This is a genomic window from Novosphingobium sp. (assembly GCF_040398825.1).
Classification (GTDB): domain Bacteria; phylum Pseudomonadota; class Alphaproteobacteria; order Sphingomonadales; family Sphingomonadaceae; genus Novosphingobium.
Genome location: NZ_JBBATI010000001.1, coordinates 1 through 12,238, shown reverse-complemented (window position 1 = coordinate 12,238; position 12,238 = coordinate 1). Strand labels below are relative to the sequence as shown.

Genomic DNA, 12,238 nt, shown 5'->3' with positions numbered 1-12,238 from the left:
CACTGCCATCGCCAGCGTTACAGCAATCCGACCAGCGGGTTGGCGCTTTCGCCCAGGATCGCGTCGATACGTTCGGCGGGCAGCCCCTGGGTAAATTCGGCGCCGACGCGCAACCCTTCGGTCCAGCGCACGATTGCGCTCACCGCGTCACGCCCGCCGGCAAAGCCCAGCCGGATAAACTGCCCCGGCCGGTAATCGGCCTTGGTGGCGAACCCCAGACAGCAGCCATGCGGGGACAGATCGACCAGCCGCACGGTTTCGGTGCTGTTCTGGGCAAAGGCATCAAGGCGAACCTGGCTGCGGCGATCATCGTTGGCCTGGGCCATATACATCGCCGCACGCGTCTTGCGGGCGATCGCGTCGGCGCGCTGGCGTTCGGTTTCGGGCTGGATGTTGCGTTTGCGGTGCATCAGGCGGCCTCATCATGCAGGAAAGCGATCAGCGCTGCCTCCAGCGGATCGATCTGGTGATCGTCCTGGACATGCGCGTCCAGCCATTGCTGTTCGGGTGCGGTTACCGCAAAATCGCTACGGCCCTCGGCCACAATATCGCGCGCGGGGGCGCGGCGGCCAAAGCCGGTGGTGCGCACCGCCGATAGGAATCCGTTGGGGCTGGTGCGCACCATCTGCGCCAGAAAACCGCCCACACCGGGGTTGCGGCCGGCCAGGAACTGTTCGTGCGCCGCCTCCTGATCCGGGGTTGGCATCGACAGACCCTGCCACCCTTGCAGGTAATTGGCGACGCCCTGGACAAACAGCGTGGTCCATTCGGGCGCATTGTCGGCGCCCAGCGTCGCATCCTTGATACGGAACAGCATTTCCGCCTCTTCGGCGTTGACCCGCGCCGGGCCGAACCCGGCGGGGGCAAAGATCACCCGGCGCAGCAAGGCGCATTCGTGCGCCGTAATGGTTCCCGCGCCGGTCGGGTCTGCGGCGACGCGCGTCGGGCCGGAACCGAACACCACCGCGCGTTCGATCTGCACCAGAATATAGGCCTTCATCCGCTCGGGACTCGAATCGCACTTTTCCAGCAAATGGATCAGCAGTTCCAGCTTGGCCGGCGAATCCAGCCGCCCGTCACGATCCATCCGCACGATCAGCCAGTCAGCCTGGGTTTCTGACAGATGTCCGCGTGGCTGGCTGGTATTGATCAGGAATTCGGTGACCGCCTCGACAAAAAAATCGATCCACGGCTGGCTGGGCGCGCGCACCGCTTCGTTGATAGCCAGGATCTCTTCGACCTCGGCAATATCGACCGCGCCGTCGGGCCAGATCTGCCGGCGTAGCGCGATGATCGCATCGTCGCTGATCGCCCCGTCGATCAGCGCGTCATCCGGCAGAAAGCGAAATTGCATCGTCATGTGCGAATCCGAAACTGGTTGCCCCAAGAGGCCAGACTGATGCCACAGCTTGGTTTAAGGCAGTGTTACGGTTCGCGTGCGGCTGCAAAAAAGGGTGCGTCAACCGCGCAAATCGGGGGGCGTGGCTTCGGCCCGCAACAGCGCGACTGCCTCTGCCAGCGGCACCACCTGCTGCTGCTGTTCGCCCAGCCGGCGGATCGCGACGGTGCCCTCATCGGCCTCGCGCTTGCCCACCACCAGCAGGAACGGCACTTTTTGCAACGAGTGTTCACGCACCTTGTAGTTGATCTTTTCGTTGCGGGTGTCGATGTCGACGCGGATGCCGGCGGCGGTCAGCGCGGCCACCGCCGTTGCGGCATAATCATCGGCATCGGACACGATGGTGGCCACCACCGCCTGCACCGGGGCCAGCCAGACCGGCAGGCGCCCGGCAAAATGTTCGATCAGAATGCCGATAAACCGTTCGTATGAGCCAAAGATGGCGCGGTGCAGCATGATCGGGCGGTGCCGTTCGCCATCTTCGGCGATATAGCTGGCGTCCAGCCGCTCGGGCAGCACGCGGTCCGACTGGATCGTGCCGACCTGCCAGGTCCGCCCGATTGCGTCGGTCAGGTGCCATTCCAGCTTTGGCGCATAGAATGCCCCTTCGCCGGGCAGTTCTTCCCAGCCATATTCGGGTGTGGCAAGACCGGCGGTAACCACCGCGTTGCGCAATTCGGTCTCCGCCAGATCCCACATGTCTTCGCTGCCAAACCGCTTTTCCGGGCGCAGGGCGAGTTTGATGGAATAGGTAAAGCCAAAGTCCTTGTAGATGCGGTCGGCCAGCGCGCAGAAATCGCGCACTTCGCTCACGATCTGGTCTTCACGGCAGAAAATATGTGCATCGTCCTGCGTAAACTGGCGCACGCGCATCAGCCCGTGCAGCGCGCCATGCGGTTCGTTGCGGTGGCAACAGCCGTTTTCATACAGGCGCAGCGGCAGTTCGCGGTACGATTTGATGCCCTGGCGGAAAATCAGCACGTGCGCCGGGCAGTTCATCGGCTTCAGCGCCATCCACTGCGCATCGTCCGACACCAGCGGGGCATCGTCCGCCACATTGGGCACTTCGTCGGGGATCACGAACATGTTTTCGCGGTATTTGCCCCAGTGGCCCGATGCCTCCCATTGGCGCGCGTCCATCACTTGCGGGGTTTTCACCTCGCGATAGCCGGCGGCATCGATGGCACGGCGCATATAGGATTCCAGCTCGCGCCAGATGCGATAGCCCTTGGGGTGCCAGAACACCGATCCGTGCGCTTCGGCCTGAAGATGGAACAAGTCCATGTCCTGGCCCAGCTTGCGGTGATCGCGCTTGGCCGCTTCTTCCAGCCGGGTCAGATGCGCATCGAGCTGCTTCTTGTTGAGCCAGCCGGTGCCGTAAACGCGGCTGAGCATCGCATTGTTCTGATCGCCGCGCCAATAGGCGCCCGACACCCGCGTCAGCCTGAACGCCGCCGGGTCCAGCTTGCCCGTGGAGGCCAGATGCGGACCGCGGCACATGTCGAACCAGTCATCACCCGACCAATAAACGATCAGGTCTTCGCTCCCGGATTCATTGGCGGGCAATTCGCTGGCCCATTGTGCCTTGAAGCTTTCGCCGGCGGCCTGCCAGCGCGCGATCAGGTCGGCGCGGGCCCAGACTTCGCGGCGCAGCGGTTTGTCGGCGGCGATGATCTTGCGCATCTGCGCCTCGATCGCGGGCAGGTCATCCTCGGTAAACGGGCGCGTCGCCGGGGCGAAATCGTAGTAAAAACCATCGTCGGTCGATGGGCCAAAGGTGATTTGCGTGCCGGGAAACAGCGTCTGCACCGCCTCTGCCAGCACATGGGCAAAATCGTGGCGGACCAGTTCCAGCGCATCCGCCTCATCGCGCGCGGTGATCAGCGCCAGGTGGGCATCGTGTTCCAGTGGGCGCATGATATCGAACATTTCGCCATCGACGCGCGCGCCGATCGCCGCCTTGGCCAGGCCCGGGCCGATGTCCGCCGCAATCGCCGCCGGGGTGGTGCCGCGCGCAACCTGGCGCTCGGAACCATCGGGCAGGGTGATCTTCAGCATATCGGACATCGGTGTGAACTCGCTTTTGCGCTGGCGCTTCGGGCAGATTGCCGTCGCCTTGGCAGAAAGCGCCCCGTTTCGGAAGGGGGATCAGGTGTTCGTGCGCCGTCTGCGCGCGCACCAATCGGCCACCAGCCACCCGGCGATGATGCAGACAAACGGCATGACCGGGTAATGGAACCGCGACTGGCCCGAAAATACCACGGCGATCGCGGTTGGGAACAGCGCCACGGCATAGGCGATCAGCCACCAGTCGATCACGCCTTGCCCCGCGGCCATGCGCGCGCGGATCAGGTGGAACGGCGCCACTGCAAACGCCACCAGCAGCAGCCAGTACCACAGCTGGTTGACCGCACGCACCGCCAGAAACGCGTGTGGCGCGGCGGTAAAAGCGCGCGAACCCGTCTCGTAGGCCCATTGCCCTTCGCCATCGGGCCCCCACAGGTGCCACAGCTTCAGCGGGATCAGTTTTACGAACTGCCCCGGATGCGTCGCGATCCAATGTGTGCCCAGCCGCCGCGCTTCGGCATCATAGGCCACTTCGTCCAGGCTGGTCTGCGCATTCAACTGGCGCACCAGCACATCATCGGGGGTATAGCCGCCGCGCGCACTGTCGTTGTTGCCGGTCAGCAGCGTGAACCCGCCATTGGTCGATACCGTAACCCACGCGCCCAGTTCGCGATGGTTGCGAAAAGTCCACGGCGCAATCACCAGCGCCGCCGCGGCCAGCACCAGCGCGCCGCGCGCCACCACGCCGGGGCACCGCCGCCACACGCCACCGTCACGCCACAGCACAATCGCGAAAATCACCGGCACGATCACCAGCGTCTGCGCCTTTACCAGTGTGGCCAGCCCGAACACCAGCCCGGCACCCAATGTGGCCAACCAGCCCGGCCGCGCCACCAGCAACCACACTGCCAACAGCAGCAGCGCGGTATAGACCACCTCGGTCAAGGCCAGCGGCACATACAGGATGGCATTGGGATAGACCGCCAGCGCCAGCAGCGCGGTGCGCGCCGCCAGTTCCGACCCGGTCATGCGACGGCCCAGATCCAGCGTCAGCCACGCCGTCGCCATGGCCGCAATCAGGTTTATCGCGCCCACCGTCCACACCGAAACCCCGCCCACGCGGAACGCCAGCGACAACAGCCACGGCCATCCGACCGGCCAGAACGCGGTCGCGTGCCCCTTTGCATCGAGATAGCCCAACCCGTGCGATAGCATCGCGGCGCGGCTGTAATACCAGTCGGCATCGGATGTCGGCGTCACGTTGCAGGCAATCATTGCCGCACGGGGCAGCAGATAGAGCACAAACAGCACCGCCAGCGCATGGCGATGCAGCAGCAAACGAGCCAGAGAGGCGGCAATGCGGTCGATCATTGGCGCAAAGCATAGCAGCGGAGGGTTAAAGTGGGGATAAACGGGCGGTGCCTGGATTGTTACCGCAAACCAGTCCCGCTGATGCCAGGATTGTCGAGCGCTAACCACATACGCCAAGGCTGGCCCAAACACCGTTACCGGACCCGCGATCACGCATGGTCAGCTTCGCTACGCCCCCAGAAACAATCCCGCCAGCGCCGCGCTCATCAGGTTGCTCAGCGCGCCGGCGATCAGCGCGCGCAGGCCCAGGCGCGCAATCATGGGCCGCTGGTTGGGGGCCAGGCCGCCGGCCACCGCCATCTGGATCGCGATAGAGCTGAAATTGGCAAAGCCGCACAGCGCAAAGGTGACGATCGCCACGGTCTGCGCGCTCAGGTCCCTGGCATTGCCCAGGTCGATGAACGCGACAAATTCGTTCAGCACGATCTTTGTGCCGAACATTCCCCCGGCAATCTGCGCCTCACGCCAGTCGGGCGCGCCCAGCAGGCGGAACACCGGCGCAAACACGGTGCCGATGACTTGCTGAAAGGCCAGGCCGGGGTGGCCCACGAAACCGCCGGCCCAGCCCAGCAGGCCATTGGCCATCGCCACCAGCGCGACAAACGCCAGCACCATCGCGCCCACCGCCACCGCCAGCCGCACCCCGGTCTGCGCGCCCTGTGCGGCGGCCATGATCAGGTTGGCGGGGGGTTCTTCGCCATGATCGGGCGTGGGTGCACGCGGCTCATGCGGATCGGGCAGGGCGGCGTCTGTGGCCAGTTCCGGCGGCAGTGGTGGTTCATCGGGATAGATCAGCTTGGCCATCAGCACGCCGCCGGGCGCCGACATGAACGCGGCGGCGACCAGATAATCGACGCGGATGCCCATCGCCGCATAGGCCGCCAGGATGGTGCCCGCGACCCCGGCCATGCCAACGGTCATCACCGTGAACAGCTGCGCCGGGGCCAGACCGGCCAGATAGGGCCGGATCACCAGCGGCGATTCGCTTTGCCCGACAAAGATGTTGGCCGCCGCACACAGCGCCTCCACCCGGCTGATCCCGGTCACCGCCTCCAGCGCGCCGCCGATCCAGCGGATCACCAGTTGCATCACGCCCAGGTAATACAGGATCGAAATCAGCGCGGCGAAAAACACGATCGTCGGCAGCGCGGCGATGACAAAGCTGTGCCCGCCGATTTCGGGCGCGGCCAGCGGCCCGAACAAAAAGATCACCCCGGCATGAGCATACCCCAGCAGGCTTTCCACGCCATGGCTGGCACCCTCCAGCGCGGCCTTGCCCGGCGGAAAACGCAGGACCAGCGCGGCCAGCCCGATCTGCAGCGCAAATGCCGGGATGACCACCCGCGCCCGGATCGCGCGCCGGTTGTGCGACAATGCCAGCGCCAGCAACAGGATCAGCGCCATTCCGGCCAGGCTCGACAGGGTATGCATGGGCGAGGGCCTGGCTCCGGAACCGGGATCGGTCGTGACCCCCCGCGTAAAGGCAATTCGGCAACCGGTCAAAACCCAGTTCGGCGTCGCGCTGCACGGCGCCCGCGCGCTGCCCGCAGAGGGATGGCACGGGCTGCGCGTGAACAACCGACGCCGCAAATTCATTTCTCTTTCACCGCGAAACGCGTAAGGGCCAGCGGCATTATGGCCACGCATCTCGACACCCATGACGCCTATCGCCAGTCGATGCTCGACAAGGCGGAAACGCTGATAGAGGCGCTGCCTTATCTGCAGCGCTATGCGGGCAAGACTTTTGTGGTGAAATATGGCGGCCACGCGATGGGCGACCCGGCCGCGCAACAGGATTTTGCGCAGGACGTGGTGCTGATGAAGGCGATCGGCATCAATCCGGTGGTGGTGCATGGTGGCGGGCCACAGATCGGCGCGATGCTGAAAAAGCTGGGGATCGAATCGCGGTTTGTCGATGGCCTGCGGGTGACCGACGCGGTCACCGCCGAAATTGCCGAAATGGTGCTGTCGGGCCGCATCAACAAGGAACTGGTCAGCTGGATCGCCGCCGCCGGGGGCAAGGCGCTGGGCATTTCGGGCAAGGATGCCGGGCTGGTAACCGCGGTGAAGGTGGAAAAGACCATCATCGATCCCGACAGCGGTGATGAATTGCTGGTCGATCTGGGGTTTGTGGGTGAACCATCGGCGATCGATCCGATGATCATCCACACCGCCTGTGCCGCCGGCATGATCCCGGTGATCGCGCCGATCGGGGTGGGCGACGATGGCGCCACCTACAACATCAATGCCGATACCATGGCGGGCGCGATCGCGGCCAAGCTGGGCGCGGCGCGGCTGTTCCTGCTGACCGATGTGCCGGGCGTGCTGGACAAGAACAAAGCGCTGCTGACCGATCTGACCCCGTCCGACATTGCCCGGCTGGCCGCCGATGGCACGATCAGCGGCGGGATGATCCCCAAACTGGAAACCTGTGTCCACGCGGTGGAGGCGGGTTGCGAGGCGGCGGTCGTGCTGGATGGCCGGGTGCCGCATGCCATGCTGCTGGAAGTGTTTACCGCGCGCGGGGCAGGTACGCTGATCCGCGCGTAAGACCAAAGTGTATGACGATAACTAAAGCCCCTCCCCTTCAGGGGAGGGGTTGGGGTGGGGCCTCTCCCCAAGCGCCGAGCGATATTGAGAGGCCCCACCCCCGGCCCCTCCCCTGAAGGGGAGGGGGGAAGAGATGTTGCCATGCCGCCGTCCGCTCGGCAAAAGCGGCACCAGATTTTGTCGGGAAAGGTCTTCCTCGTGTTGCTTTATACCCTTGTGCAGATGATCGATTATCTGATCAGCGTGGTCAGCATGATCGTGATCGTGCAGTTCGTGATGGGGCTGCTGATTTCGTTCAACGTGATCAACACCCGCAACGATGCGGTGGTGGCGATCTGGCGCGGGCTGAACGCGCTGCTGGAACCGCTGCTCGGCCCGATCCGCCGGGCGATGCCCAACACCGGCGCGGTCGATTTTTCACCTTTGGTGCTGATTGTCGGGTTGCGGCTGCTGTCGCTGCTGCTGGCCGGCCTTGCCCAATCGGGGATGTAACACATGACTGCTGAAATCATTGATGGAAAGGCGTTTGCCGCCACCCTGCGTGGGCGCATCGCCACCTTTGCCGCCGATTTCACCGCGCAGGCGGGCCGCAAGGCCGGGCTGGCGGTGGTGCTGGTGGGCGAAGACCCGGCCAGCCAGGTCTATGTGCGGTCAAAGGGCAAATCGACGGTGGAGGCCGGCATGGCCAGTTTTGAACACCGCCTGCCCGCCGATACACCCCAGGCCGATCTGATCGCGCTGGTCCAGGCGCTGAATGCCGATCCCATGGTTGATGGCATCCTGGTGCAATTGCCGCTGCCGCCGCATTGCGATGAACAGGCGGTGATCGCCACCATCAATCCCGACAAGGATGTCGATGGTTTTCACGTGACCAATGCCGGGCGGCTGGCGGTGGGCCAGCCGGGGTTTGTGCCGTGCACGCCGCTGGGCTGCCTGATGCTGCTGCAGGACCGCATCGGCAATCTGTCGGGGCTGGATGCGGTGGTGATCGGGCGGTCAAACATCGTGGGCAAGCCGATGGCGCAATTGCTGCTGGCGCAAAGCTGCACGGTGACCATTGCGCACAGCCGCACGCGCAATCTGGCCGACGTGGTCCGTCGCGCCGATATCGTGGTGGCCGCGGTGGGTCGCCCGGAAATGGTCAAGGGCGACTGGATCAAGCCCGGCGCCACCGTGATCGATGTCGGCATCAACCGTGTTGCGGGCGCAGAACCGGGCAAGACGCGGCTGGTCGGCGATGTCGATTATGCGCAGGCGCTGGATGTCGCGGGCGCGATCACCCCGGTGCCGGGCGGGGTCGGGCCGATGACCATCGCCGTGCTGTTGCGCAACACACTGGTCGCCGCATTCCGCAACAGCGGCATCGCGCTGGCCGACGACGCGATCTGATTTCTTCCCCGGGGTTCAACCGGGAACGGGCTTGGGCTATGGCGGGGGTGTGACCATCATTCCCCGCACCGCCACGCTTGCCCTGTGCACAGCCCTGTTGCCTGCCATGCTGCAAGCGCAGCCCGCGCGGCTGCCCGGCACGATGACCCCGGCGGGCAATCCCGCCGCGCTGGTCGCCAGCGACAGCGCACTGGCGCACCTGGCGCGTGACAAGGGCGCCAATGCCGCGCTGGGCCTGAACGCCGATGATGCGGGCGTGCTGTTTGCGCCCGCGCGCACGCCGGCACGCACCTGGCTGAAAAGCCACGATGCCGCCGCGCAGTTCGTCAACCGCCAGACCGCGTCGGTGTGGGTGGCGTGCGACGGGTCGGCGGGGATCAGCGCAGGGCTGTGGGGCAGGGACGGCGCCGCTGCCGGCTGGTTCGCGGTGGTGTGGAAACGCCAGAAAAAGGGCGGCTACAAATGGCTGCTGGCCGATGCCGCGCCGCTGGCGCCGCTGCCGCGCAGCAGCGATTTCATCACCGGCAAAGTCGCCGAATGCCCGTCGCGCCTGGCCCGCGCTGATGGCGATGGGCCGCCGCCCAAAAAGCCTGCTGTGGTGATGCTGCCGCCACTGCCCGCCGCCATCCCTGCGCCGATCGCGGGGGGTGACAGCGTGGACGGGCGTTCCGATGATGGTTCGCTGGTCTGGCGCTCCACGGTGGCCCCCGATGGCGCGCGGCACCTGATCGCCTGGACCTTTCATGACGGCGCAATGCAGGCGGTGCTGGACCGCGCCACCCCGGCGCCGGTGCGGTAATCCGGCATGCTGGTGCAACTGTTCCTGTCGGCGTTCATCACGCTGTTCGTGGTGATCGATCCGCCCGGCTGCGCGCCGATCTATGCCGGGCTGATCGCCGATGCCACCCCGCGCCAGGCGATGGGGATGGCGCTGCGCGCCAGCCTGATCGCCGCGGGCATTCTGGTGGGATTTGCGCTGTTCGGCGCGCAATTGCTGGCGGCGATGCATATTGAACTGGACAGCTTTCGCATCGCCGGGGGGATCATGCTGTTCCTGCTGGCGCTCGACATGGTGCTTGATCGCAACACCGAACGCCGCAGCGAACGCGCCGAACAGGTCAAGGCTTCGCGCCCGGTGGTGAAGGATGTCGCGGTGTTCCCGATGGCCATGCCGATCCTGGCCGGGCCGGGATCAATCGCATCGATCATGCTGCTGATGGCACGCGCGCATGGCGCGACACAAATTTCGGTCATCCTGGCCGCGCTGGCCACGGTCATGGCGCTGGCCTTCGCCGCCATGGTCGCCGCCCGCCCGATTATCCGGCTGTTGGGTGCGCAGATCGAGGCGGTGGTGACGCGCCTGCTGGGCGTGCTGCTGGCTGCCCTTGCCGCACAATTCGTGATCGACGGGATCAAGGGGCAGCTGTTTTAGGCACCTACTGCAACGTCACCTGCCCATCATCCCGATCACGACGACCAAAAAACTGCATCAGCTGGATCAGCAATTCGCAGCGTGTGTGCAATGTGCTTGCCTCCAGCAGTGCCTGTTTGGCGGCGATGTCGAACGGGGCGATCTGCGCCACGCCGTTGATCAGCGCGGCGTCATCCAGTTTGCCGACCGATTCCCAATCGACCGCATAGCCCTGCGACGTGGCAAAGCTACGCGCTTCGCGTTCAAAGCCGGCGCGTTCGATCGCGCTCAGCGCCGCATCGGGATCGTCGGTCATCAATTCGGCCTCGACCTGGCGGAACGGGGTGGTCACCTCTAGCTCGCGCAGCACGCGGAACCGCGCGATACCCTGCAGCACCAGGTTGTACCGGCCATCCTCGCCCGCCTCGACCTCGACAATCTTGCCCACGCAGCCGATCTGGAACAGCGGCGCGCCATTGGCGGCGGCCTGTGGCTGAATCATGGCAATGCGCTGATCACGCGCCAAGGCGTCCGACACCATCGCCCGATAGCGCGGTTCAAAGATATGCAGCGGCAGTTGCAGCCCTGGAAACAGCAGGGCACCTGCCAGCGGAAAAATCGACAATCGTTCGCTACCCATCGCCATTTATCCGAACAACACGGTCGACAGCTTGCGACGGGTGGCCGCAACCCACGGGTCTTCCAGCCCGATCGCTTCGAAAATTTGCAACAGCCGCGTGCGTGCGGCGCCATCGTGCCACGCGCGATCCTTGGCCACCATGGTCAGCAACAGTGCCGCCGCGCCGTCGCGGTCGCCCGCGGCATAAGTGCCATTGGCCAGCGCCAGTTGCGCTGCCATATCATCGGGATCGGCCGCCACCGCCGCGCGCAAACCCGCAAGTTCGTCGGGCGCGGGCGCGTCCGCCGCCAGCGCCAGCGCAGCGCGCGCCTTGTTCAGCGCGGGGTCCTCGGCCAGTTTCGGGTCCATATCGGCCAGCACCGCAGCGGCTTCGTCCGTCATGCCATTGGCCAGCAGCGCGCGGATCAGGCCGGAATGCGCCGGCGCATTGTCTGGCGCGATGTCGATGATCTGCGCAAAGATCGCCACCGCATCCTCGGCCGCGCCGGCGGCCAGCGCGTCTTCGCCCGCCGCCAGCAGCGGTTCCAGATCGGGCGCGGGTTCTTCGCCAGCGGCCCCCGCCACGATCGGCAATTGGCCCAGGATCTGGTCCAGCACCTGTTTCAGCTGCGATTCGGTGCGCGCAGTGGTCAGGTCCGCCACCGGCTGGCCCTGGAACATGGCATAGACCGTGGGGATCGACCGCACCTGGAACTGCGCGGCGATGAACTGGTCTTCATCCACATTGATCTTGGCCAGCACCACGCCGCGATCGGCATATTCGGCCGCGACCTTTTCCAGCAATGGGGTCAGCGCCTTGCACGGGCCGCACCATTCGGCCCAGAAATCCAGCACCACCAGCTTGGTCATCGATGGTTCGACCACCGATTTGCGGAACCTGTCGACCGCTTTTTGTTCGTCAAGATTGAGGCCAAGGGTTGCCACGGGTACTGTCTCCGCCATCGCTGATGGGAATTGCGAGCATTTGTTGGTCGCGTGATTTTTGCCAAAAACCGGTGCCCACTTTTTGGCATCACGCTCCGGCCACCATGTGGGATGACACGGCCATTCGGCAAGTGCCATTGCCCTTAACAACACCCACGAAATGGCGTGTGCGCACCCTCACAGCAAAGAAAACGCATTTGGGGGGTTGCGCCCATGGGGCAACGCAGTTATTTGCCCGCCTCACCCCAGCCGAACGGCGCTTTTTCAAGGAAAATGCGCGGGGTTCGGCGCAACGCACGAGCGGGCGTAGCTCAGGGGTAGAGCACAACCTTGCCAAGGTTGGGGTCGAGGGTTCGAATCCCTTCGCCCGCTCCAGTTGCCTGTTGGTTATGGTCGTTGACGCGATGTCCGATCCAGCCTCTTGGAACCCTCTGAGTCTTTGTTGCGCTGCGCGGCAAGCCGCTCCGCTGGGCGGTTCGAATCCCTT

The 12,238-nt window shown here is 65.0% G+C and carries 12 protein-coding genes and 1 tRNA gene; 6 read left to right on the top strand and 7 right to left on the bottom strand.

Annotated features, from left to right (window positions below; genetic code table 11):
• Window positions 1-17 precede the first annotated feature (17 nt).
• The 5 genes from ABWP89_RS00065 to ABWP89_RS00045 all read right to left on the bottom strand — a co-directional run bounded on the left by ABWP89_RS00065 (window position 18) and on the right by ABWP89_RS00045 (window position 6,268).
• Window positions 18-410: a PilZ domain-containing protein gene (locus tag ABWP89_RS00065; protein ID WP_353226391.1), complete on the bottom strand. Its 393-nt coding sequence runs from the start codon at window positions 408-410 to the stop codon at window positions 18-20.
• Window positions 410-1,360, bottom strand: coding sequence for a hypothetical protein (locus ABWP89_RS00060; RefSeq protein ID WP_353226390.1), 951 nt, complete (start codon window positions 1,358-1,360; stop codon window positions 410-412). Before ABWP89_RS00060 ends, ABWP89_RS00065 begins: the two co-directional genes overlap by 1 nt.
• A 99-nt stretch (window positions 1,361-1,459) precedes the next feature.
• Window positions 1,460-3,466, bottom strand: coding sequence for a threonine--tRNA ligase (gene thrS / locus ABWP89_RS00055; protein WP_353226389.1), 2,007 nt, complete (start codon window positions 3,464-3,466; stop codon window positions 1,460-1,462).
• A gap of 81 nt (window positions 3,467-3,547) precedes the next feature.
• Window positions 3,548-4,837 carry a glycosyltransferase family 39 protein gene (locus tag ABWP89_RS00050; RefSeq protein WP_353226388.1) on the bottom strand — a complete coding sequence of 430 codons (1,290 nt, stop codon included), beginning with the start codon at window positions 4,835-4,837 and terminating at the stop codon, window positions 3,548-3,550.
• A gap of 168 nt (window positions 4,838-5,005) precedes the next feature.
• The gene (locus tag ABWP89_RS00045) at window positions 5,006-6,268 is read right to left on the bottom strand and encodes a NupC/NupG family nucleoside CNT transporter (protein ID WP_353226387.1); all 1,263 of its coding nucleotides are present in this window, start codon (window positions 6,266-6,268) and stop codon (window positions 5,006-5,008) included.
• A 204-nt stretch (window positions 6,269-6,472) separates the two neighbouring features.
• On the opposite strand from ABWP89_RS00045, the gene argB reads away from it, so the two are divergent.
• The 5 genes from argB to ABWP89_RS00020 all read left to right on the top strand — a co-directional run bounded on the left by argB (window position 6,473) and on the right by ABWP89_RS00020 (window position 10,208).
• On the top strand, window positions 6,473-7,387 hold the full coding sequence (gene argB / locus ABWP89_RS00040) for an acetylglutamate kinase (protein ID WP_353226386.1): 915 nt from the start codon (window positions 6,473-6,475) through the stop codon (window positions 7,385-7,387).
• A 198-nt stretch (window positions 7,388-7,585) separates the two neighbouring features.
• On the top strand, window positions 7,586-7,879 hold the full coding sequence (locus ABWP89_RS00035; RefSeq protein ID WP_353226385.1) for a YggT family protein: 294 nt from the start codon (window positions 7,586-7,588) through the stop codon (window positions 7,877-7,879).
• Between the two features lie 3 nt (window positions 7,880-7,882).
• Window positions 7,883-8,776: a bifunctional methylenetetrahydrofolate dehydrogenase/methenyltetrahydrofolate cyclohydrolase FolD gene (folD, locus tag ABWP89_RS00030; protein ID WP_353226384.1), complete on the top strand. Its 894-nt coding sequence runs from the start codon at window positions 7,883-7,885 to the stop codon at window positions 8,774-8,776.
• Between the two features lie 49 nt (window positions 8,777-8,825).
• The gene (locus ABWP89_RS00025; protein WP_353226383.1) at window positions 8,826-9,575 is read left to right on the top strand and encodes a hypothetical protein; all 750 of its coding nucleotides are present in this window, start codon (window positions 8,826-8,828) and stop codon (window positions 9,573-9,575) included.
• 9 nt (window positions 9,576-9,584) lie between these two features.
• Complete coding sequence (locus ABWP89_RS00020) at window positions 9,585-10,208, top strand: MarC family protein (protein WP_353226640.1); 624 nt, start codon at window positions 9,585-9,587, stop codon at window positions 10,206-10,208.
• A gap of 4 nt (window positions 10,209-10,212) precedes the next feature.
• Here the strand turns inward: ABWP89_RS00020 and ABWP89_RS00015 are convergent, their stop codons facing one another.
• Both ABWP89_RS00015 and ABWP89_RS00010 read right to left on the bottom strand, forming a co-directional pair.
• Window positions 10,213-10,827, bottom strand: a complete 615-nt coding sequence (locus tag ABWP89_RS00015; protein WP_353226382.1) for an LON peptidase substrate-binding domain-containing protein — start codon at window positions 10,825-10,827, stop codon at window positions 10,213-10,215.
• 6 nt (window positions 10,828-10,833) lie between these two features.
• Window positions 10,834-11,751, bottom strand: coding sequence for a tetratricopeptide repeat protein (locus ABWP89_RS00010; protein ID WP_353226381.1), 918 nt, complete (start codon window positions 11,749-11,751; stop codon window positions 10,834-10,836).
• Between the two features lie 300 nt (window positions 11,752-12,051).
• Between ABWP89_RS00010 and ABWP89_RS00005 the strand changes: the two genes are divergently transcribed.
• Window positions 12,052-12,126, top strand: a tRNA-Gly gene (locus ABWP89_RS00005).
• Window positions 12,127-12,238: the final 112 nt, after the last annotated feature.